General features: G+C 61.6%; 22 protein-coding genes. 13 read left to right on the top strand and 9 right to left on the bottom strand.

Annotation, left to right across the window (positions count from 1 at the left end; all coding sequences use genetic code 11):
* Positions 1-79: 79 nt before the first annotated feature.
* Positions 80-1,120, top strand: coding sequence for a TauD/TfdA family dioxygenase (locus RE432_RS09270; protein WP_310933144.1), 1,041 nt, complete (start codon positions 80-82; stop codon positions 1,118-1,120).
* A 48-nt stretch (positions 1,121-1,168) separates the two neighbouring features.
* On the top strand, positions 1,169-2,143 hold the full coding sequence (locus RE432_RS09265; protein WP_310933143.1) for a tripartite tricarboxylate transporter substrate binding protein: 975 nt from the start codon (positions 1,169-1,171) through the stop codon (positions 2,141-2,143).
* 112 nt (positions 2,144-2,255) lie between these two features.
* Here RE432_RS09265 and RE432_RS09260 read toward each other — a convergent pair whose 3' ends face one another.
* A complete protein-coding gene (locus tag RE432_RS09260; RefSeq protein ID WP_310933142.1) occupies positions 2,256-3,014 on the bottom strand; it encodes a GntR family transcriptional regulator in 759 nt (252 codons plus the stop codon).
* A 156-nt stretch (positions 3,015-3,170) separates the two neighbouring features.
* On the opposite strand from RE432_RS09260, the gene RE432_RS09255 reads away from it, so the two are divergent.
* Both RE432_RS09255 and RE432_RS09250 read left to right on the top strand, forming a co-directional pair.
* Positions 3,171-4,280: an enolase C-terminal domain-like protein gene (locus tag RE432_RS09255; RefSeq protein ID WP_310933141.1), complete on the top strand. Its 1,110-nt coding sequence runs from the start codon at positions 3,171-3,173 to the stop codon at positions 4,278-4,280.
* 52 nt (positions 4,281-4,332) lie between these two features.
* Complete coding sequence (locus RE432_RS09250; RefSeq protein ID WP_310933140.1) at positions 4,333-5,301, top strand: tripartite tricarboxylate transporter substrate binding protein; 969 nt, start codon at positions 4,333-4,335, stop codon at positions 5,299-5,301.
* A gap of 27 nt (positions 5,302-5,328) precedes the next feature.
* Here the strand turns inward: RE432_RS09250 and RE432_RS09245 are convergent, their stop codons facing one another.
* The 4 genes from RE432_RS09245 to RE432_RS09230 form a co-directional block, all read right to left on the bottom strand.
* Positions 5,329-6,840, bottom strand: a complete 1,512-nt coding sequence (locus tag RE432_RS09245) for a PepSY-associated TM helix domain-containing protein (RefSeq protein ID WP_310933139.1) — start codon at positions 6,838-6,840, stop codon at positions 5,329-5,331.
* A 17-nt stretch (positions 6,841-6,857) separates the two neighbouring features.
* The gene (locus RE432_RS09240; protein ID WP_310933138.1) at positions 6,858-8,999 is read right to left on the bottom strand and encodes a TonB-dependent receptor; all 2,142 of its coding nucleotides are present in this window, start codon (positions 8,997-8,999) and stop codon (positions 6,858-6,860) included.
* 202 nt (positions 9,000-9,201) lie between these two features.
* Positions 9,202-9,594: a DUF2946 domain-containing protein gene (locus RE432_RS09235; RefSeq protein ID WP_310933137.1), complete on the bottom strand. Its 393-nt coding sequence runs from the start codon at positions 9,592-9,594 to the stop codon at positions 9,202-9,204.
* Positions 9,595-9,660: 66 nt separating this feature from the next.
* Entirely contained in the window at positions 9,661-11,943 is a 2,283-nt protein-coding gene (locus RE432_RS09230; protein ID WP_310933136.1) for an NADP-dependent malic enzyme, read from the bottom strand.
* A 115-nt stretch (positions 11,944-12,058) separates the two neighbouring features.
* Here RE432_RS09230 and RE432_RS09225 point away from each other — a divergent pair, with 115 nt between their 5' ends.
* The 3 genes from RE432_RS09225 to RE432_RS09215 all read left to right on the top strand — a co-directional run bounded on the left by RE432_RS09225 (position 12,059) and on the right by RE432_RS09215 (position 15,148).
* Positions 12,059-13,042, top strand: a complete 984-nt coding sequence (locus RE432_RS09225; RefSeq protein ID WP_310933135.1) for a LysR substrate-binding domain-containing protein — start codon at positions 12,059-12,061, stop codon at positions 13,040-13,042.
* A 183-nt stretch (positions 13,043-13,225) separates the two neighbouring features.
* Positions 13,226-14,260 carry a biotin synthase BioB gene (gene bioB, locus RE432_RS09220; RefSeq protein WP_310933134.1) on the top strand — a complete coding sequence of 345 codons (1,035 nt, stop codon included), beginning with the start codon at positions 13,226-13,228 and terminating at the stop codon, positions 14,258-14,260.
* Positions 14,261-14,299: 39 nt separating this feature from the next.
* Positions 14,300-15,148: a DMT family transporter gene (locus RE432_RS09215; RefSeq protein WP_310933133.1), complete on the top strand. Its 849-nt coding sequence runs from the start codon at positions 14,300-14,302 to the stop codon at positions 15,146-15,148.
* Here RE432_RS09215 and RE432_RS09210 read toward each other — a convergent pair.
* Complete coding sequence (locus tag RE432_RS09210; protein ID WP_310933132.1) at positions 15,080-16,483, bottom strand: MFS transporter; 1,404 nt, start codon at positions 16,481-16,483, stop codon at positions 15,080-15,082. The genes RE432_RS09215 and RE432_RS09210 overlap by 69 nt on opposite strands.
* A gap of 84 nt (positions 16,484-16,567) precedes the next feature.
* The gene (locus RE432_RS09205) at positions 16,568-17,074 is read right to left on the bottom strand and encodes a peroxiredoxin (RefSeq protein WP_310933131.1); all 507 of its coding nucleotides are present in this window, start codon (positions 17,072-17,074) and stop codon (positions 16,568-16,570) included.
* A 171-nt stretch (positions 17,075-17,245) separates the two neighbouring features.
* Between RE432_RS09205 and RE432_RS09200 the strand changes: the two genes are divergently transcribed.
* Genes RE432_RS09200 through glp form a run of 6 tightly spaced genes read left to right on the top strand, consistent with a single transcriptional unit; the run spans position 17,246 to position 20,630 of the window.
* Entirely contained in the window at positions 17,246-17,641 is a 396-nt protein-coding gene (locus tag RE432_RS09200; RefSeq protein ID WP_310933130.1) for a hypothetical protein, read from the top strand.
* Positions 17,642-17,688: 47 nt separating this feature from the next.
* The gene (gene moaC, locus RE432_RS09195; protein ID WP_310933129.1) at positions 17,689-18,186 is read left to right on the top strand and encodes a cyclic pyranopterin monophosphate synthase MoaC; all 498 of its coding nucleotides are present in this window, start codon (positions 17,689-17,691) and stop codon (positions 18,184-18,186) included.
* Positions 18,164-18,418 carry a MoaD/ThiS family protein gene (locus tag RE432_RS09190; protein ID WP_310933128.1) on the top strand — a complete coding sequence of 85 codons (255 nt, stop codon included), beginning with the start codon at positions 18,164-18,166 and terminating at the stop codon, positions 18,416-18,418. The genes moaC and RE432_RS09190 overlap by 23 nt, the downstream gene beginning before the upstream one ends.
* Before the next feature lie 3 nt (positions 18,419-18,421).
* On the top strand, positions 18,422-18,889 hold the full coding sequence (locus RE432_RS09185; RefSeq protein ID WP_310933127.1) for a molybdenum cofactor biosynthesis protein MoaE: 468 nt from the start codon (positions 18,422-18,424) through the stop codon (positions 18,887-18,889).
* Positions 18,890-18,913: 24 nt separating this feature from the next.
* Entirely contained in the window at positions 18,914-19,432 is a 519-nt protein-coding gene (moaB, locus tag RE432_RS09180) for a molybdenum cofactor biosynthesis protein B (protein WP_310933126.1), read from the top strand.
* Positions 19,425-20,630 carry a gephyrin-like molybdotransferase Glp gene (gene glp, locus RE432_RS09175; RefSeq protein ID WP_310933125.1) on the top strand — a complete coding sequence of 402 codons (1,206 nt, stop codon included), beginning with the start codon at positions 19,425-19,427 and terminating at the stop codon, positions 20,628-20,630. Before moaB ends, glp begins: the two co-directional genes overlap by 8 nt.
* Here the strand turns inward: glp and mobA are convergent.
* Positions 20,603-21,214 carry a molybdenum cofactor guanylyltransferase MobA gene (gene mobA, locus RE432_RS09170; protein ID WP_310933124.1) on the bottom strand — a complete coding sequence of 204 codons (612 nt, stop codon included), beginning with the start codon at positions 21,212-21,214 and terminating at the stop codon, positions 20,603-20,605. The two genes, glp and mobA, sit on opposite strands and share 28 nt — an antisense overlap.
* The gene (moaA, locus tag RE432_RS09165) at positions 21,211-22,314 is read right to left on the bottom strand and encodes a GTP 3',8-cyclase MoaA (protein WP_310933123.1); all 1,104 of its coding nucleotides are present in this window, start codon (positions 22,312-22,314) and stop codon (positions 21,211-21,213) included. The genes mobA and moaA overlap by 4 nt, the downstream gene beginning before the upstream one ends.
* Positions 22,315-22,322 lie beyond the last annotated feature (8 nt).

The following is a 22,322-nucleotide window of genomic DNA, read 5'->3' as shown; positions in this document are numbered from 1 at the left end:
AGATAATTATATAGACATTGTACTTATGTATTTGGTGCCATAAAGTATCTACAACCGAGATTCTTTAGGAGACATCAGAATGACAATGCTGCAAGATCCCATCTCAGAAGACAGGGCATGGATAGGTTCCCGCCTAAAAACGACGCAAGAATGGATCACTCATTTAACCCAAACCGACATCCAGAGCATTGATGAGGCCCTGCGTTACGTGTCCGAGAAAGGACTCAATTGGGGCGAGTTTGACGCAGATTCCTTTCCGCTCTTGGCTTTTTCAGACAAGCTGCGCGAAGTAGGCCATACCCTGAAACAAGGCCGAGGGTTTGTGCTGTTAAGAGGCCTACCCGTTGAGAAATACACGCTCGATGAAATCAAGACCATCTACTGGGGGCTAGGCACACATCTGGGGAGCATCGTTTCCCAAAACGCCAAAGGCACTCTCATAGAGCATATTACAGATAAGAATCCCAGCAATCTTGGCGACCCCAATCTGCGCAGCTACGTCACCAACGAAGCCCAGCCACCCCACTCAGACCAAACGGACGTTGTGTCCCTGCTATGTGTGGATCGCGCATTGGAGGGAGGGGAAAGCGTCGTCGTCAGTTCGCTGGCGATATACAACCGCATTTTGACCGAGCATCCTGAGTACCTCGTCCCTCTTTACGAAGGCTATTACCACGACCTGCGCGGAGAAGGAGAATCGGGAGACATCAACGAAACCAGTGACGTTCCTGTTCCCGTTTTCAGCAACTACAACAACCAGTTCAGGGCATGGTTCCATAGCAAGAAGATGCGCAACGGCACCCGAAAAAAGGCAGTACAGCTGACGCCTCTCCAACTGGAAGCAATGGAATACATGGAAGAGTTAGGCCGCGACCCCGACCTTCGCCTTGATATGCAATTGGAGCGTGGCGACATTCAACTCCTGAACAACTATTCCACATTGCATTATCGAAATGCGTTCGTTGATGGCCAAGGCCATAAGCGACTCATGCTGAGGCTCTGGATCGAGTTGCAAGAAATGGGTGATTTTGATCCCGCGATGGAACGCTGGGTTCGACAAGGAATACCATTGCGCTCGTGGAGCAAGACCAAGCCTGTTCAGGCATTAGGCGACGTGTGAAGCTTAACTTTTTCGCATCAAGCATGATAATAAAGAGGAGCATATAAGATGGTCAGTTTTCGCACACACTTGTTCAGAGTTTTCGCTTGTGCCGGCGTACTCATTTGCACACCATCATTAGCGGACGAGTTTCCGTCGCAACAGATTAAGTTTGTAGTTCCGTATCCTCCTGGCGGAGGTAATGACCTATTCGCTCGCATTACCGCCGAGAAAATCAGTCAGAACATACAGCAAGCCGTGGTCGTGGAAAATCGTCCGGGCGCGTCCGGTCAAATTGCAGGCGCCGCGGTTGCCAACGCAAAGCCGGATGGCTACACCATTATGGTGGATCAATCGTCTATCGCTACCAACCCACTTTTGTACAAGAAGCCCCTTTTCGATGTAAAAAAAGACTTGGCGCCCGTCATATGGGGAGCCAATCTGGACAATGCCCTGCTTGTTTCCGCGAACTCTCCTATCCGCTCGCTCGAAGATCTTATCGCTAAAGCCAAGGAAACACCCGAGGGGATAACATTCGGCAGTCCAGGGCATGGATCTTCTCAGCATCTTGCAATGGAGGCCTTGAGCGAGGAGGCAGGCATCAAACTGCTTCATGTTCCGTTCAAAGGGACCTCTCAAATCATCTCTGCCGTCATTGCGAACGACGTTGATCTCTTCCTCATTAGCGCAGCAACGGCGAACCGCTATACGAAGGACGGTAAAGTACGAGCCATTGCGACAACGGGTGAACGACGATCGCCTATCATGCCCGACGTCCCGACGGTTGCAGAATCAGGCATCCCCGGATTTACGAGCTACACGTGGCTAGGAATATTTACTACAGCGGGAACGCCTCCAGCAGCCATTGACCGGCTGAACAAGGAGTTTGCCAAGGCGCTGAAAGACGCCAAAGTAAAAGACACTTTATCGTCGCAAGGATGGGAAATTGTTGCCGGCGACCCCGCCTCCCTCATGTCGCAAATAGACATGGAAAGGCGCCGTTACGGCCCCATCATCGAAAAGCTGCAAATCCAGATCGATTAATCAAAAGACAAAGACGGTGTACGAATGCGGCATTCGCGAAAGCCCGGCTATTCAAGGCCTTCGCGATGCCGCAGGACGCCACTCGCTTCCAGCGTATGCAACGCAGTCGCCATCAATCCTGCATGAGCAGTTGCCGCCCATTGGGTGGAATATAGGCGTGCTGCACATAAATGGCGTCATTACGCTGATCGGTGGCGACAATATCCAGACGGGCGCCCACCGTCCGAGCTGGCAGCTTCAGCGCGTCGGTGACCAAGCGGGGAAGCGCCTGAACACGCATGCGCTCGGTATACGAGGCCGTCGGCTGGCGGTATTTTCGCGACAGTAGATCCTTGAAGCTCACGCCATTCAGCAAGGCGGTGTCAATGGTGGCAAGCTCGGGAAAACGCAAGGCGCAGAAGTAAATCCGGACATACAGCGAGAACTCATTGTTGATCGAGAAATCGCGATCGATGCACATGATCCGCTCGCTGTTCAGGAACGCGTCCCAGGGCCCGGCCTCGTCCACTAAAAAACGCTGGAGCACACGCGTGTAAATAGGCAGGATGCCCGCGCCGCTGTCATCAAGAAATCGAAAGTGCCGAAAGGGGCCGCCCAGGGGGTGGCTATGCTCGGCCACGAACGTACCCGAGCCATGGCGGCGCACCAGAATCCCCTCGTCGACCAGCATGCGCAGCGAGCGCTGCACCGTGCCCAGACTGAACCCGGACGCCTTGACCAGTACATCTTCGGCGGGCAGTTGATCGCCGGCTTCCCAGCGTCCGGCGGTGATCTCGGCAGCCAGGGCGTTTCTGAGCTGCAGATATTTCGGCAGCCCTTCAGGGCCTACAAGCGGAAGATCGGGCAGCGAGCGGGAAGGTCTTATTGTCATGGCGATAGTTTATCCCCAGAAAGAACGGATGGTTATTCCAGGAATTTTGCATGCGGTGTTGACATCAGCGTCAAGAAGGAACACACTAAGTCCTATAGTGGACTATAGAACTTAGCACCCCAGACCATTTTATTCCCACCCCCATGAAGAGGCCGCATGAAGATTACCGACGTCACCCTTACCTTGTTTGCCTGGGACGATATCCCGCCCACCAGCTATGCCGCGCATACGGGCAAGTTTGCAGGATCCAGCAAGCTTGGTTTGTTGAAGGTCGAAACCGATGACGGCATAACGGGCCACAGCTTTCTGGGCTCGGCCTACTACGGCGCCGACTTTGACGGCCCCAACCTCATCAAGTACCTGAAGCCGATTCTTGTCGGCCAGGACCCTCTGGATCGCGAACGGCTTTATCACGCGCTCTGGCGCCGCAGCCGCACCACGACAGTCCGCAGCATCGGCGCCTGCGACGTCGCGCTATGGGACATTTGCGGCAAAGCCGCCGGCATGCCCATTCACCGCCTGCTTGGATCGTACCGGGATCGGGTCCAGGCCTACGCAAGCTCGATGATTCTGGACAGTCCGCAGGAATATGCCGAGGAGGCGCTGCATTACCAATCCCGCAACTGGGCGGCGTACAAGATCCACCCCCCTCACCCCTGGCAGGAAGACATCAAGGCCTGCGAAGCCGTCCGCAAGGCGGTGGGCGATGATTATCTGCTCATGCTCGATGCCGCATGGAGCTATCAGTATCCAGAGGCGCTGCGTGTGGGGCGCGCCTTGCAGGATCTCGACTACTACTGGTATGAAGACCCCTTGCATGACGCAGACATCTACAACTATGTGAAGCTCAAGCAGCAGCTGCATATCCCCGTCATGGCAACGGAATTCCCGGCGGTCGGCCTGGACGCCTACGCACCCTGGGTCATGCAGCAGGCAACGGACTTCCTCCGGGGAGACGTGGCGCTCAAAGGGGGGATCACCACCATGATGAAAACGGCTCACCTGGCCGAGTCCTTCCGCATGAATTATGAAGTCCATCATGGCGGCAACTCGCTGAACAATGTGGCCGGCCTGCACGTCATCATGGCGTTGAAGAACACCCAGTTCTTCGAAGTCCTGCTTCCCGACGGCGCGCAAAAGTATGGCTTGGCGCAAGACATTGAACCCGATGCGGATGGCTATGTGTATGCGCCGACCGGCGCCGGCCTGGGTGCGGAGATCGACTTCGGGCTGATCCAGAGAAAACAGGTGGGTGTGCTGTCCTAGGACCTATGCGTCCTGGACGGCCTCTACGACAACCGAAACCAAGGAGGGAGACATGTTCAAAACAACCATCAAGCTATTAACGGCGTTGGCCGCCGCATCCACCGCCTGCGTCAGCATGGCGCAGGCAAACTATCCAGAACACGCTGTCAATATCGTGGTGCCGTTCTCGGCGGGCGGCAGCACCGATATTGTTGCGCGCATTCTGGCAAATGGGCTGAGCAAGTCGGTGGGGCAGCCCGTGGTGGTGGAAAACAAGCCGGGCGCCAGCGGTAACATTGCAGGAGACTATGTCGCGCGCGCAAAGCCGGACGGCTACACCCTGTTCATGGGTACCAGCACATCCATTGCCAATATCTCGCTGTTCAAGAAGCTGCCTTTCGATATTCTTGAAGACTTCATCCCTGTATCCCAGATCGTCCATACGCCGCTGGTGCTCATTGCGAACAACGATCTGCCCGTCCAGGACGTAGCCGGGCTTATCGAGCTGGCGCGCAAGCGCCCCGGGGAACTGAACTACGGCTCGGGCGGGCCAGGCACGTCGCAGCACCTGGGCGGCGTGATGTTCGCAACCATGGCCAAGGTAGAGATGACACACGTACCCTACAAAGGCGCGGCGCCTGCCGTCACCGACCTGATCGGCGGCAACATCCAGATCATGTTCGCGCCCCTGATCGATGCCCTGGGATTCATTCGCAGCGGCAAGGTGAAGGCATTGGGGGTCACAACCAGCAAGCCCGCGCCCCAGGTACCCGGCATTCCTCCCATCTCGGCCACCCTGCCCGGATTCGAGGTGGCAACGTGGAACGCCATTTTCGCCCCCAAAGGCACGCCGGCGCCGGTGATCGCCAACTTGTCCGAGCACATCGGCAAGGTGATGCACAGCACGGAGGTTCAAAAAACCATTGAGGAACAAGGCTCCGAATCCGTGGGCAGCACCCCTGAAGACTTCAAGAAGTTCCTGGACAAGGAAGTCGTGTTGTGGAGGCAACTGGTCGAGTCCTCGGGCGCGACGCCCAATTGACCCGAGGCGGAAACAATCCAGCGGCCATCAGCGCCATGCCTTGAGCCAAGTCCGCAGCCGCACATAGCCGATCACCACGCCCGTCGCCGACACCAGCAGCCCGCCCAGGCTCAGCAGGATCAGCACCGCATCGCGCCAGTGGGCGGCGGCCAGCATCCAGGGGATGTCCCAGCTATGCAGGAAGTTGAACAGCCACCGGCCGACACGCTGCCTGTGATCCAGGCTCATGGCCACATCGCCTGACTGCAAGTCGATGTACACGCGTGTCTGGCCGGGATCGCCGAAGTCCAGCCGCAGGGCCGGCAAGCGGCGCTCAGCGGCGCCATTCATGGCTTCGGGCTGGCGGCTGTAGTAGTAGCTGTCGTACTGCGCCATGTGCTGCGCCGAGGCGACGGGATACGGCAGCAAGCGCGATGCCCCCGCCATGACGTCGGCATCCTCCCAATGCTCAAGCACGCGGATGCCGACGGCACTGCCGATGACCAGGCGCGATCCGCCGGCGGCATTGCGCGCCAGCACATAAGGCTGTCCGGCCAACATGCGCCATTCCAGCTCGACGGCATGGAAACCCTGGGCCTGCAGCGGCGCCATGATACGCGCGGGATCGGCCAGCACGCCTTCCGCCGCGGGCGGGCCGCCCTGATAGGCCGCCCTGTCGGGACGCGCCCCGGCTGCATTGAACACACCCAGCGGGTTCATCGACATCAGGCCGCTCAATATCCAGGTAAAGACAATGCCGGCAAACAACAGGCCGGTAATATGGTGCCAGCGCATCCAAGGCGCACGATACGGCGATTTCCCCCCCGACTTGTACCGGCCGCTGAAGCGCCAGCGCCACAGCCCCACGCAAATACCCGTCACCGCGCTGACCGTGCCGGCGGCGGACAGCGCAATCACCAGCCAGCTCCATACGGGATCGACCGCGTGATTGCGGAACATGTACAGCCAGTGCAGCCAGGCCCCCACGTAGTTCCAACGCTGCTGGGACAGGGGCGCATCCATCACGACCTGGCCTGTCGCCGACGACACATACAGCGTCGCCGGCGCCCGCCCCTGTACCTGCGCCACCAGCAGCGGCCGATGCGCGTCCAGGCCGCGCGAATGGGTCCAGCGGTCTTCAAACACCGTCCCGCCGTAGCGGACCGGGGCGGCGTGCGCGAAGGACCGCGCCTCGTCGAGCGCGGCTTGCTCGTCCACTTCCGGCGCCGGGCGCCCCGTGCGGGCGTCCATCACCCGGTAGGCGCCGTCCTGCCCTCGTATCAGATAATGGGGCGCGCCCCGCACTGAACTGAGCACCAGGGATTGCGCCGCCCCTTGCACACCGCTGCGTTCCAGCGCCCTATCCGCCGGCACGCAACATGCGGCGGCCTGCAGCGCAGGCAGCGCCCCCAAACGCTCCCAGGGGGTGAGCTTGGGATACCCCACATACAGCATTACCACACCGCTGATGAACCACAGCACCATCAGCAGGCATCCGGCCACGCCTGTCCAACGGTGAACCAGATAGGTCAGGCGCTTCGCGCGTGTTCCAAAATGCATCGTCGCATGCCTTCAGGTCAGAACCGGTGACTGAGCGTCAGCTCAAGACGGCGGCCGGGGCCATACAGCCACTGGGTGGGGGTGTAGTAGGCGGTCGTAAAGTAGGCCTTGTCGAACACGTTGAAGCCGCGCGCCGTAATGGCGGTATCTTTGCCGACGTCCCAGCGCAGGGCCAGGTCGGTGGTCGTGTACGACGGCAGCGTCAGGGTATTGGCGTTGTCGGCATAGCGCTTGCCCACATAGCGCAGGCCCGCCATGGCCGTCCATTTGGGCTGGAAGTTCCAACTGACCCAAACATTGGCCAGGCGCTGCGCCACATTGGGCGGCACCTTGCCCTGGCGGGAAACAACCGTTCCGCCGGCAGCCTCCTGAAAGTCGTCGAACCGGGCGCGCAGCATGCTTGCGTTGGCATCCAGCCGCCACCCGCGCGCCAGCGATACCGCAAGCGAGGCCTCTATCCCGCGCGAGGACTGCTCTCCGACCTGGATACGCAAGGCCGGGTTGGCTGGATCGCGGCTCAGCAGATCGGTCTTCTTGATCTGATAGGCCGCCAGGGTCCACTCGCCCTTGCCGGCCCAGAAGGCCTGCTTGAGCCCGACTTCCACCTGCCGGCCCTGGGACATATCGAACTGGCTGTTGGCCGGACTCAGCAACAGCATGCCGCCCACCGGGTCGGCCGCGGTCGAATACTGCGCATAGACCGCAAGGTCCGGGGTCACGTCATACACGGTCCCGACACGCCAGCCGATATCGGCATAGGTCCGCTCAAAAGCGGCGCTGTCCGACACCAGATCCTTGCGCTCCAGCTCCGTATGGTCGTAGCGCAAACCGCCCAGGACCGACCACCGGGGCGTCAGCGCCAGGCGGTTTTCGATGAACAGGGCGTACTGGTCCGCCTTATTGCGATAGCGGGGAAGGGTCGGTTCGTCGCTATGAAAATAGCCGGGTACGGGGAGATAGGGATCGACCGAGGGAGACGAGCCGGTGTAGGTGTTGTTGGTGTGCCGGAAGGTGCTGGCGCTGACATCGAAGCCCATGGACAGCTTGTTGTCCAGGCCAAACAGCTTGCCGTCAAAGGCCGCATCGGCGGTCAGGCCGGTTTGCTTCTGGTCGTGCAGGATTTCCGTATTGTCCGACCGGTCGATCAGGCCGGTCGATTCGTTGTAGACGTATCGCTCGGCATTTTTGTAATCGCGCTGGCTGTCGATGTGATAAAGCCGGGCGCGCACGGTCGTCCTGTCGCTGGGCGTCCACAGCGCGTTCAACTCGGTCCACTGGTCCTGATACCGGATTTCGCTGTCGCTCACGTTGTAGTTTTTTTCACGCAGGCCCTCTTGCTGCGCGCCCTGCACCAGCGGGGTGCCAAAGTACTTCATGGGTTTCTGGTGGCCATAGGCATGACTGAGCCTGATGCTCAGGTCGCTTGTGGCCTCCCATTGCAGTGCGCCGGAAAAGGTTGCGTTGCGCGAATCGCCGTGGTCCACCCAGCCGTCCGAACGCGCGCCGCTCAGGTCCACGCGATACGACAGGCTGTCGCTCAAGGCGCCGCCGCTGCCCAAGCCAAGCCGGGCCGTATCGTCGGTTCCCAGCGTCGCTTCCATTTCATTCTCTATGGGACCGCGCGTGGGTTTCTTGGGAATCACATTGACGACGCCGCCAATGGCGCCATCGCCGTAGATGACCGAAGCGGGGCCGCGCAAGACCTCGATGCGATCGACCGACCAGGTATCAAACGGAAAGGTCAGGCCCACGCCGCCATATTGCCGCATGCCGTCGTACAGCCGCATCACCGAGGTCGTATCGGTGAAGCCGCGCGCCGACAAGGAACTGCCGCCGTTGCCGGGATGCCCCATGGCGCTGATCCCGCCCGCGCGGGTAATGGCGTCGACCACATTGTGATCGCCCCGCTCTTCCAGTTGCTCGCGGCTGATGACATCGATACTGGCCGGCGTCTGCATGGGCGTGAGCGCCAGGCCCGAACCCGTCGAGGCCGGCGCGCTCAATCCGCCCGCCTGTCCGCCCGTGACGGTAATCGTGGACAAAGTCGACGTAGGAGTCTGCGCCACGGCCGAGCCGGACAGCAGCGCCAGCACGAGCAGACCCGATCCAGGACGGACTCCGCTTCCCAGGCCGCTTGGCCTTTGTTTTTCTTTATGCATGATGATTTCCCTGCTTGGAAGCCCAAGGCGGACGCAGCATGCTCCGTCTTTACCGCAAGCAACCGGCGTCCTCGCTTCGGGCGCTGGCCGGTCCGGCAGCAAAACGGTGTACGCGCAAGCGCGCCGTCAGGCATTCCAAATACGTGTTGATGATGGATCGTTGCCTAGGCGGCCAACGACTCAAGATACGTCTGACAAAGGATCAGGCAGAGCGCGGCGGAGCGCGCGGCAGGGAAACCGCCCAGGCGAACAGCTGCCGGGGGGCTTGGTAGAAAAGGATAGGCGCGCCGAAACGGGGGCCGTCGATGGCCGCAACATGCCCTGAATCCGCCTGGGGCGGGCATGCCGGGCTACAACACAATACGCAGTGCCCCGATTTGGATGGCGACGCATCGAAATCGGCGGGATCATGGTCTGCGGGAGGATCAAGCTGAATGGCGGCGGGACCGTTGACGGTACACAACTGCACCCACACCGCCTGGGCGGTGGCGTCCTGCGACAGCGCCATGACCGCCGAAGGCATAAGCGTAGCCAACAGGAAAGCGATCAACGCTATCCAGCCGGCCCTGCGATGCGCTCGGTGGCTAATTCTCATGGGCGTAACGCCGCCTCCCTTGATGGTCGGCGGCGATTATAGCACTGGCGCCGCGCCCATCGCCGGTCAGCGATTGGCGTCGATGACCGTAAGCGCCGCCATGTTGATGATGCGCCGCACCGACGAACTGTTGGTCAGGATGTGCACGGGCGCCGCTGCGCCCAACAGGAAAGGCCCCACCGCCACGTTGCTGCCCGCTGCCGTCTTGAGCAGGTTATAGGCGATATTGCCGGCATCCACGTTGGGGCAGACCAGCAGGTTGGCCGCCCCTTGCAGACGCGACTGCGGCAGGATGCGCTTGCGCAAAGCCTCGTCCAGCGCGCAGTCGCCATGCATCTCGCCATCGACCTCCAGGTCGGGCGCCTGCTCGATCACCAGCTCTGTCGCACGGCACATTTTGGCGCCCGACGCCGAACTGCCCGAACCGAAATTCGAGCGCGACAGCAAAGCTGCCTTGGGCGTCAGGTTCAGCCATTTCATTTCTTCCGCGGCGGCGATGGTGAACTCGGCAATCTGCTCGGCGGTCGGGTCGTCGTTGACGTGGGTATCGACCAGGGCCACCGTACGCTCGTCCAGCAGCAGCACATTCATCGCCGCGTAAGTCTGGGCGCCCGGCTTCTTGCCGATGACCTCGTCGATGAAGCGCAGATGCTCGTGATAGCCACTGACCGTGCCGCAGATCATGCCGTCGGCGTCGCCCAGATGCACCATCATGGCGCCGATCAGGGTCAGGCGGCGGCGCATTTCCACGCGAGCCATTTCCTTGGTGACGCCGTGCCGGCAGCGCAGCTCCCAGTATGTGGTCCAGTATTGATGAAAGCGCTCATCGTATTCAGGATTGGTGACCTCGACGTCTTCGCCCAGGCGGATCCGCAAGCCATATTTTTCAATACGCGACAACAGCACCTGCGGACGCCCGACCAGGATGGGGCGGGCCAGTTTTTCGTCGACGATCACCTGCACGGCGCGCAGCACGCGCTCTTCTTCGCCTTCGGTAAAGACGATGCGCGCCTTGCCGCCGTCGCGCACCAGTTGCTTGGCGGCGGAGAACAGAGGTTTCATGAAGGCGCCGGAGTGATAGACGAACTGTTCCAGTTGCCCCATATAGGCTTCGAAGTCCTGGATGGGCCGGGTGGCCACGCCGCTGTCCATGGCCGCTTTGGCCACCGCGCTGGCAATGCGAACGATCAGCCGAGGGTCAAAAGGCCTGGGAATCAGGTATTCCGGCCCGAATGAAATGTCATAGGTGCCATAGGCAGCCGCTACGACCTCGTTCTGCTCTTCTTCCGCCAGCCCCGCAATGGCGTAGACCGCGGCCTTTTCCATTTCCCGCGTAATCGTGGTGGCGCCCACGTCCAGCGCGCCGCGGAAAATATAGGGAAAGCACAGTACGTTATTGACCTGGTTCGGGTAGTCGGAACGGCCCGTGGCCATGACGACATCGTCGCGCACGGCGTGGGCATCCGCCGGAACGATTTCGGGATGCGGGTTGGCCAGCGCCAGGATCAGGGGCCGGGCAGCCATTTTCGCCACCATGGCCGGCTTGAGCACGCCGCCCGCCGACAGACCCAGGAACACATCGGCCTGGTCAATCACCTCGTCCAGCAAACGCGCCTTGGTCTTCTGGGCAAAACGGGCTTTTTGGGGATCCATGAGTTTCTTCCGGCCGGCATAGACCACCCCTTCGATATCCGTGACCCAGATGTTCTCGAGCGGCAGGCCCAGGTCCACCATCAGGTCCAGACAGGCCAGCGCGGCGGCGCCCGCCCCCGACACCACCACCTTCACCTGCCCGATGTCCTTGCCGACCACCTTGAGCCCGTTGATGAAAGCGGCCGACACCGTGATCGCCGTGCCATGCTGGTCGTCATGGAACACCGGGATGCTCATGCGCTCGCGCAGCTTGCTTTCCACCTCGAAGCACTCGGGCGCCTTGATGTCTTCCAGGTTGATGCCCCCGAAAGTCGGTTCCAGCCCCGCGATGATCTCGACCAGCTTGTCCGGGTCGGTTTCGTTGATTTCAATGTCGAACACGTCGATCCCCGCGAACTTCTTGAACAGCACCGCCTTGCCTTCCATCACTGGCTTGGACGCCAGCGCGCCGATGTTGCCCAGGCCCAGCACCGCCGTCCCGTTCGTGATCACCCCCACCAGATTGCCCCGGCCCGTGAACCGGAAGGCGTTCATCGGATCCACGGCAATTTCCTCGCAGGCTGCCGCCACGCCCGGCGTGTAGGCCAGGCCCAGGTCGCCCTGTGTTGCCAGGGGCTTGCTGGCCACCACCGATATCTTTCCCGGAAGGGGGAACTCGTGATAATCCAACGCTGCCTGCCGATCTGCTGTGCTCATGTCCCTGACCTCATTTGTGTGTAATGTGACGGTAACGATTCTAGGCCTTTCGCATAACTTAATTATTCTGATTTAGTATGATTCCATATCTATTTTGATATTCACGAGGCTTGCCATGACTGCTTTTGACGCCGACGATGTCGTTCGCAAGCTGACCCAGCGCCTTAAAATGCGCCACTGCCTGCTTTTGCTGCGTATCGAGCAGCACGGCTCGCTGACCCGTGTTGCCGAAGACATGGCCACCAGCCAGCCCGCCATCACCAAGACGCTGGCCGAACTCGAAGCCATGTTTGGCGCCGCGCTTTTCGATCGCTCGGTGCGGGGCATGACGCCCACGCCTTTGGGCAAGGCGGCGCTTGCCCGCGCGCGCGCCATGCTGCACGACCTGGACCATCTGGCACGCGATATGGAAGCGGTCGTGGCCGGACACGCCGCCCACCTGCATGCGGGCGTCATCCCGTTCATTTCGGGCCAGGTGCTGTCAGGCGCCATCCTGCGCGCCACCTCGTCGGACCAGCAGCGCCTGATCATGACGCTGCATGAAGGGGACAGCCACCAACTGCTTGCCGGGCTGCGCGACCACACGCTGGACCTGGTAATCGGCCGCGCATCGGCAGCCGCCGACATCCAGGGGCTGCACTTCGACGTGCTGTACACCCAGCAGCCGCGCCTGATCGCCAGCCGCCGGCTGGCCGCGCAATTGGCACGCCGGCCGCCCGACTGGCGCGAGCTCGTGGAACTGGACTGGATACTGGGGGCCGTCCATACGCCTGAACGCGAGCAGGTCAGCAACATTTTTCTGGCGGCAGGCATTGCCCCGCCCACGCCGATCGTGGAAAGCTACTCCACCAAATTGATTGGCGAGCTCATTGTCGCCAACGACAAGGCCATATCCATTGTTCCAGCCGACGTGGCCGAAGAATTGGTGCGTATTGCCGGCGTGGCCATCGTGCCCTATTCCTTCGGCTGGACGCTGCCGCCCATTACCCTGTTCACGCGCCGGGAAGACCTGCGCCATGACGCCTACGCTTCGTTTGCCGATGCATTGCGCCAGGCCGGACGGCAACTGGCCGACAGAAACGGCGAGCGCCGTCTCTGAAACAAAGGTGAATTTACAAAAAAATACAATTTGGCGGTTGAACGCCCATCCGCACCGCAGCATTCCCGAAGACGGAACATATCGGCTAATTCGCTTAAATTAGCTTAATTTCGCCCAATCTCACCCCTATTAACGGCTTCAAGGCGCTTGCCGTTCCGGGCGGCCGCTTCTAAGATGGCCGCCATGAATTCCGTCACATTTGCTCAAACATCCGCCGCCCCCGGCCGGCCATCCGCCTGGACCGTCGCGCGCATCCTGGATCTTTATCAACTGCCTTTTCTGGACCTGCTGTGCGAGGCTCAAAGCGTGCATCGCGCGCATCATCCAGCCAACACCGTCCAGCTTTCCAGCCTGCTCTCCATCAAGACCGGCGCCTGCCCCGAAGATTGCGCTTATTGTCCGCAATCGGCCCGCCACGAGACGGACGGCAAGCAGGAACCGCTGATGCCGGTGCAGGAAGTGCTGGAAGCCGCCAGAAAGGCGAAGGCGAACGGGGCGCAGCGCTTCTGCATGGGCGCCGCCTGGCGGTCGCCGACGGCCCGCCAACTGGACAGCGTGGTCGAGATGGTCGCCGCCGTCAAAGCCATGGGCATGGAAACCTGCGTCACCTTGGGCATGCTGAAGGAAGGCCAGGCGGAGCGCCTGCGCGATGCGGGGCTTGATTACTACAACCACAACCTGGATACCTCGCCCGAGTTCTATGGCAGCATCATCACCACACGCAGTTACCAGGACCGCCTGGATACGCTCGAACGTGTGCGCGCCGCCGGCGTCAACGTCTGTTGCGGCGGCATCGTGGGCATGGGCGAGTCGCGCAAGGAACGCGCGGGCCTGATCGCGCAACTGGCCAATCTATCGCCCTACCCGGAATCCGTCCCCGTCAACAATTTGGTCAAAGTCGCCGGAACACCGTTGGCGGACACACCCGATATCGATCCGTTTGAATTCGTGCGCACGATTGCCGTGGCGCGCATCACCATGCCCCGCGCGGTGGTCCGGCTCTCGGCAGGCCGCGAAGACATGAGCGACGGCATCCAGGCGCTGTGCTTCATGGCGGGCGCCAACTCGATTTTCTACGGCGATCAGTTGCTGACCACCGCTAACCCGCAGGTGCGCCAGGACCAGCAACTATTCGAACGCCTGGGCCTGAAGCCCGCCCCCGCCGATGCCGCGCCCAGCCTTGAGCCCGCCGCGGATCATCGCAGCGCCTACGCCTGACCTTGCCTCTATCCCCAACCCCAGGATTCCCTGCTTATCATGTACACGCTGATCATCAGTATTGCCTGCAGTGTCGCCGTCTCCATCCTGCTTAAAATCGCCCGGAAGCAAAACATAGATATCAGCCAGGCCATTGCCGTGAACTACGTCGTGGCGGCCAGCCTGTGCCTGCTCATTCTGCGGCCGGAGCCCGCCACGCTGTTGAATCCGACTACACCATGGTGGGTGCTGATTGCCCTGGGCGTCCTGCTGCCCACCATCTTCCTGGCCATGGCGGGCGCCGTGCGGCACGCCGGCATCGTCCTGAGCGATGCGGCCCAGCGCCTGTCCTTGTTCATCCCCCTGATCGCCGCCTTTGTGCTGTTTGGCGAAGCGCTGTCGGGCAGCAAGCTGGCAGGCATCTCCGTGGCCTTGACCGCCCTGGTATGCCTGCTGCTGCGGCCACGCACGCAGGGCGGTTCGGGCGACACGCAAAAAACGGTTTTCTATCTGCTGGCGGTTTGGCTGGGCTACGGCACCATCGATATTCTGTTCAAGCAGATGGCCAAAAGCGGCGCCGCGTTCTCCAGCAGCCTACTGGCCGCTTTCACGCTGGCCGGCATACTGATTTTCATCTATCTGTTTGCCCGGCGCAGCGTATGGCGCCAGCGCAGCGTCATGGCGGGCGTGGTCCTGGGACTGCTGAACTTCAGCAATATTTACTTCTATATCCGGGCTCACCAGGTGTTTCCCGAAAATCCCACCCTGGTGTTTTCAGCGATGAATATCGGCGTGATTTCGCTGGGCACCCTGGTGGGCGCCGGCTTCTTCAAAGAGAAGCTATCGCTGGTCAACGCGCTGGGCATCGTCCTGGCCATCAGCGCCATCGTGATCCTGATCCCCCGCTGACGGCGCGGGCCCGCCGGCAGGCGCGACCGGCTCGGGTTCGACAGGATCGACGGGCGGGGTGGCCGTTTCGGGTTCCACCGGTTCGAACGAGATATCGCTTTCGACATCGACCCGCGGATCCAGCGTGGCCACCACATCGGAACTATGCAGCGTATCGGCCATGGGCACGAACTGCGTGGGAGCGTCCTGGCTAAGGTGGTCGCCCTTGACCCGCTGCGGCCGGATGACGGCCACCAGCACGACTGCGCAAAGCGATACGAAGACAAAGTACACGCTGCTTTCCAGCTCGCGCATCAACAAGCCCACGATCAGGGGCCCGACACACGCGCCCACACCGTACACCATGTAAAGAATGGCGCTCAGGCCCACCCGGCGCTCGGGTTCGACATTGTCGTTGGCAAATGCCGCCCCCAAGGGATACAGCGTGAACTGCAAGACGCCGAAGCCACAGGAAAACAAGATCAGCGCCCAATAGGGAAACGTCCACCAACCCCACAAGGGGGCGGCCAGCACCGCCAGCACGATCGCATTCACACGGATCATGGCGACCCGGTTGATGCGGTCGGCCAACCAACCCAAAGGCCACTGCGCGACCACCCCGGACGCCACCGATGCGGCCAGGAACACCGCGACCTGGCTGCTTGAAAGGCCTTGCTTGACGGCATACACGGGCGCCAGCCCGTAGAACGCCCCGGTGATGGCGCCGGCAACGAACAAGACCGTCAGCGACAAGGGCACCCGCGACACATAATATTTAACGTGCAAGGGCGCGGGCAACTGCAAGGCGGGGTGCAGGCGCCGCGTCAGCGCAACGGGCACCAGGCACATGGCCGAACACATGGCCACGAAGATAAGCGGCTGATAATTGAGCTGCGGAAACAGGGTCAGCGACAGTTGCCCCAGCACCGTGCCCAGGCTGGAACACACCATGTAAAAGGCAAACACCCTGCCGCGCTGATGATTTTCAGTTTGTTCATTGAGCCAGCTTTCCAGCACCATGAACTGCGTCACCATGGCAATGCCCGCGAGAAAGCGCAGCCCCAGCCAGATCCACAGGCTGTCGACCAGCGCCAGGGCCAGGACCGTGGCCGTCACAATGGCGGCCGTGGCCGCGTAGGCCCGGATGTGGCCGACCTGGATAATGATCTTGTGGCCGATCCGGGCGCCGAACACCAGCCCCAGATAATAGATGGCGATCAGGCCGCCCACCCACAGCTCGGATACCGACAGCGCCGTCAGGCGCAAGCCCAGATACGTGTTGAACAGCCCCGATCCCACCAGCAACAGCACTGTCGCCAGATACAGAGAAAAAAACGCACCGATCGTTTGCACCATTGCGGGTACCGGAACCTTCTAAGCAGTGATCAGGCAAGCAAACGCCCGGACGCACCCCGCCCGGGCCGAAGCCTGCGTGTTTATTTACGAGAGCTGGCCTAGCATAGTCTGGGCATCGCTGACCTCGAACTGGCCGGCCTGTTCGATATTCAGTTGCTTGACCACGCCATCGTCCAGCAATGCGGAATAGCGCTGGGAGCGCACGCCCATGCCGCGCGCCGACAGATCCAGTTCGAGCCCGAGTTCGCGCGTCCAGTTGGCGCTGCCATCGGCCAGCATGCGAACGCGGCCGTCAGTGCCCTGGTCCCGGCCCCATGCCCCCATGACGAAGGGATCATTGACCGCAACGCACCAGATTTCATCGATGCCCTTGCCTTTCAGTTGGTCGTGCAGTTCCAGATAACCCGGCAGGTGCTTGGCCGAACATGTCGGCGTAAAGGCGCCCGGCACGGCAAAGACGGCAATCTTCTTGCCCTTGACCAGATCGGCGACCTGAAAATTATTGGGGCCGACGGCACAGGTATCGCTGGCCGTTTCGATAAATTCGCCCAAAGTGCCGTCAGGCACCCGATCACCCACTTTAATCGTCATTGTCGTCTCCGGTTAAAAGAAACCATCATCATACGACGCCAGACGTTTCCGTGTGATGGCGCCGCCACGGATTGATACATATCCGTACGTTTTATTCATGCGCTTGTAAACATTGTCCAGCACAATACGAATCCGGCCCTTCAACAGGCCATGCACCACCGGGAGTTTATTTTGATACTACCCAAACTATCGGCCGCGATACTGGCCATGTCCCTGCTGGGCAGCGCGTTTGCCGCAAACAGCCTGGAACGCGATATTTCCCTGGACCAATGGGTGATGATGTGCGGCGCCGCCAACGGCGCGGCCGACGAGATCGGCGCCACCGACGAAGACCGGCATGAACATCGCCTGACGGCCAAAGCCCACCTGATGCGCTACGCCCTTGAACAAGGCTATACCCTGAGCGAGTTCGACGCCCTGTTCGACCAGGGCATCATCGAAGGCAAGAAGCTCGCGGCGGGCCGGCTGGGATCCGACCCGCACAGGCTGCAAACCCTCATGGCGGGCTTTCAGCGCGACAAGCGCATCGCCTACCAAAGCGTCAAGGACGCGCTCGACACGACCTGAATTGCGTATATGATAGGGCTGTCATTTCCCTAGCAGAGCAGCAAGCAATGAGCAGTCCATCCCCCGCGGCGCCCGTTCTCAGCCATCTCGATGACTCGGGCCAGGTACGCATGGTCGACGTCAGCGGCAAAACCACCACCCAGCGCACGGCCGTGGCCGAAGGCCGAGTCCGCATGAGCCCCGCCGCATACCAGTTGCTGGCCAGCCAGCGCAATGCCAAGGGCGAAGTCCTGAACACGGCCCGGGTGGCCGGCGTCCTGGCGTCCAAGCGCTGCGCCGAACTCATACCGCTGTGCCACAGCCTGCCGCTCAGTTTTACGGGCATCGAATTCACGCTGGACGACGCCGCGCACAGCATCACCATCACGGCCACCTGCCGCAGCGACTATAAAACCGGCGTCGAAATGGAAGCGATGACCGCCTGCAGCGTGGCGGCATTGACCATTTACGATATGTGCAAGGCAGCCGACAAGGGCATCGTCCTGGAAAACATCCGGCTGCGCTATAAATCAGGAGGCAAAAGTGGCGAATGGCGCAACGATTAAAGTCCTGTACTTCGCGCAAGTGGCGGAGCTGACCAAGCTGCGGGAAGAACAGTGGCCGCTGTCCGAACCCATGCGCGGCACAGACTGGCTGGCCGGGCTCGGCGACCGCTACCCGCAACTTGCGCCGGTCACCCGCCTGAAGCTTGCCGTCAACCAGCATCACGTACCGCACGACAGCCTGATCCGGCCCGGCGACGAGGTTGCCGTGTTCGAACCCGTCACCGGAGGCTGACCGGTGGTCATTGTGCAAGAAGCCGACTTCGATGCCGCCCAGTTGCTGGCCGGGCTGCGCCAGCGCTGCGCCGGCACGGCAGGCGCGGTTGTGACGTTCACAGGCTATGTGCGCGACTACGCGCAAGATGCCGCCACGCAGTCGCTGTTTCTGGAGCATTACCCGGGCATGTGCGAACGCGAGATCGAAGCGCTGTGCAACACGGCACAGTCGCGCTGGGACGTGCAAGAATGCCTGGTCGTGCATCGGGTCGGCGAACTGCGCAATGCCGAACAGATCGTTTTCGTGGCTGCCGCCAGCGCGCATCGCGGCGACGCCTTCAAGGCCTGCGAATTCATCATCGACGCCCTGAAGACGCGCGCCCCCTTCTGGAAACGCGAAACCCTGGCCAGCGGCGAACGCTTCTGGGTGCGGCAACGCGAATCCGATGCCAGCAAAACATCGCAATGGGATCACCCGCCTGCAACATAGGGCCTTCACACCACAAGGTATTCAATGGGCAAAGCCAACACCAACAAACCACCCGTTTCATTGAACTGCGCCGTCCTGACCATCTCCGACACCCGCGACAGCAGCAACGACACCTCCGGCGACTATCTGGTCGACAGCCTGCGGGCGGCGGGCCATTGTTGCGATACGCGCGCCATCGCTTCCGGCAACCTGTATCAATTGCGCAAGATCATCAGCGACTGGATTGCCGACGACACCATACAGATCGTGCTGACCAATGGCGGCACCGGCTTTACGCACGGCAAGTCCACCGTCGATGCCATCGTCCCCCTGCTGGACAAGACCATTACCGGTTTCGGAGAACTGTTCCGGCACTTGTCCTACCAGGACATCGGCAGTTCCACATTGCAGTCGGACGCCTTCGCCGGCGCCGCCAACAATACGCTGATATTTTGCATGCCCGGCTCGACCAGTGCCTGCAAGACCGCCTGGGAAGGCATCATCAAGGAACAACTGGACAGCACCCATCGCCCCTGTAACTTCGGCAGCCATTACCATGCTTGATTTCGATACCGCCCAGGCCCGCCTGGCCGCCGCCGGCGGCCATCCTTCCATCACCGAAACCTGCGCGCTGAACCAGGCCAGCGGCCGCGTGCTGGCCCAGACCCTGTTCGCGACGCTGGACCTGCCTCCGGCCGACAACAGCGCCATGGACGGCTACGCCATCCGGCACGCCGACTACGCGCCCGGAAAGCGCTTTCCCGTGCAGCAGCGCTGCTATGCCGGCGTCAAGCCCGAAGCGCTGCAGCCGGGCAACACCATCAGGCTGTTCACCGGCAGCGTCATCCCCCATGGCGCCGACACCGTCGTCATGCAAGAGGACGGCGACGAAACCGACAACGCGTTCGACATCCGCCAGGCCCCGGCAAAAGGGGCGCACATACGCCTTCGGGGCGAAGACATCCAGTCCGGCGAGCAGCTGTTTGCAAAAGGCACCTTGCTGGGCGCCGCCGAAATCGCCCTGCTCGCCTCGCAGGGCTATGCCGAAGTCCATACTTATGCGCGGTTGAAGGTCGGCATCCTCACTACGGGCGACGAGCTCGTCAGCCCCGGCCAGCCGCGCGGCGAAGAACATATCTACAACTCCAACGGCGCCATGCTCGCGGCGCTGGTGGAAAACATGGGCGCCCGGGCGGTACACGTCCTGCACGCGCTCGACACCGAAGACGCGCTGCAATCGGCCTTCGAGACATTGCTGCGGGATTGCGATCTGGTCCTGACAGTCGGCGGCGTGTCGGTGGGCGAAAAAGACCTGGTCAAACCCGCCATCGAACAATTCGGCGGCACCCTGGACTTGTGGCGCGTCTGCATGAAACCGGGCAAGCCGGTGGCGCTGGCGCATGTCGCCGACAAGCCCATCGTCTGCCTGCCGGGCAACCCGGTCTCGGCCTTTGCCGTGTTTACCGTCCTGGTGACGCCCTTGCTGCGCAGCATGCAGGGCCGGGCCCAGATCATGCCGCCACCGCAGTATGGGACCCTGGTCACCAAGAAGCACTTCAACGACAGCCGCGAAGAATTCCTGCGCGTACGCGCCGAATCCACCCCGCAGGGCCTGATGCAGCTCACTCCCTACCCGCAACAGGGGTCGGGCATCATCAGTTCCCTGTCCTGGGCCAGCGGACTGGCGCGCATTCCGGCCAACACCCCGGTCACGCAGGGGGCAGCCGTCCCCTACTACGACCTGCGGCACTGGCTGGCGTAGCGCAGGTCTTCAGGCGTATTGATATTGAAGAAAAGCCCGGCGCCGTCGAACGGGACGGCAACGGCCTGGTGCCGGGCTTGCCATAACTGCACCTTGCGGTCGCCCGCCTGCAAATAGCGGCGCAGGCTGTCTGCCAGGCTGGCATGCAGCACCATGCACAGCGGGTGCGCGCGCTCCGGCGTGCGGGCATAGGCCACGAGCGGGCCCGCGGGCTGAACCGCCGCCCACAAGCGCGCCACCAGCTCGTCAGGCACGTTGACGACATCCACCGGCAACACGATCAGCCATGGGGTCTTGATGACGCTCAAGGCACGCTCCATGCCCGCCAGCGGCCCCAACTGCGTGCCCAACGCCGCATCGTCGCCGACCACATCGCCATAGCGTGCATACAGGGGGGCATTGCGGTTGGCGCTGATCAACAGCGCCTGGACCTGCGGGGCCAGAAAGCGCCGCGCATGGGCAACCAGCGGTTCGCCGCACAACTCAAGCAGGCCCTTGTCGACGGTGGGTGCCATGCCGTCCTGCATGCGCCTGGCCTGGCCGCCCGCCAGAATCAGCCCCGTCATGGATGCCGCCGTCGTCATCCGCCGATATAGCTCATTTCGATTTTTTCCCGCCCCGCCGTTTCCTGGCCGCGCAGTTCTGAATACTGGTCGTCGCGCCCGGACCAGATGCCGGCCAGGGCGGCGGCAATGTGCACGTCGGTGCCGCCGCTGCGCATCAGTGCCCGCAGGTCATGGCCCTGCGTCGCAAACAGGCACAGGAACAACTTGCCCTCGGGCGACAGGCGCGCCCGGGTGCAGCTTCCGCAAAACGGCTGCGATACGCTGGTGATGAGCCCGATCTCGCCCGCCTGGTCGGCATAGCGCCAGCGCCGCGCCACCTCGCCCTGGTAGCCGGACGCCACCGGCTCCAGGGGAAACTCGGCGGCAAGGCGCTGCAGGATCTGCGCGCCGGTCAAGACCTCGTCAAGATTCCATCCATTGGTTGTGCCCACGTCCATGAATTCAATGAAGCGCAGGATGTGGCCGGAATGGCGAAAATGACGCGCCATGGGAACGATCTGTTGATCGTTCATGCCTTTGCGCACGACCATATTGACTTTCACAGGCGCCAGGCCGACGCGCGCCGCTTCGTCGATGCCGCGCAGCACCGTCTTGACGCTGACCTGGCTATCGCTCATGCGCTCGAAAAGAGGCTCGTCCAGCGCATCCAGGCTGACCGTCACACGGGTCAGCCCCGCCTGCTTGAGCGCCCGGGCTTTCTTTTCAAGCAGCGTACCGTTGGTCGTCAGGGTCAGGTCGACCGGCAAGCCGTCAGGCGTGCGCAACTGCGCCAGCATGTCAACCAGCGCTTCGATGTTCTTGCGCAGCAGCGGCTCGCCGCCGGTAAGCCGTATCTTTTGCACGCCGAGCTGCACAGCCACGCCCGCGACACGGGCGATCTCTTCAAAGCTGAGCAAGGCCGAGTGCGGCATGAATTGATAGCTGCTGTCGAATACCTCGCGCGGCATGCAGTAAGTACAGCGGAAGTTGCAGCGGTCGGTTACAGAGATGCGCAAGTCGCGCAAGGGCCGGCGCCGGGTGTCGAGCAATGGCTGGCCCCCGGGCGCAAGGGGCTCGGCCGGCGCGGCGTTGGCCAAGGTCTGACGCCTGTCGCTCTGCAGGAAGATGACTTTGCTCATGATGTAAT

It is taken from the genome of Pusillimonas sp. SM2304 (assembly GCF_031628915.1).
Classification (GTDB): domain Bacteria; phylum Pseudomonadota; class Gammaproteobacteria; order Burkholderiales; family Burkholderiaceae_B; genus Pusillimonas_C.
This window is presented reverse-complemented; position numbering and strand designations above follow the sequence as displayed.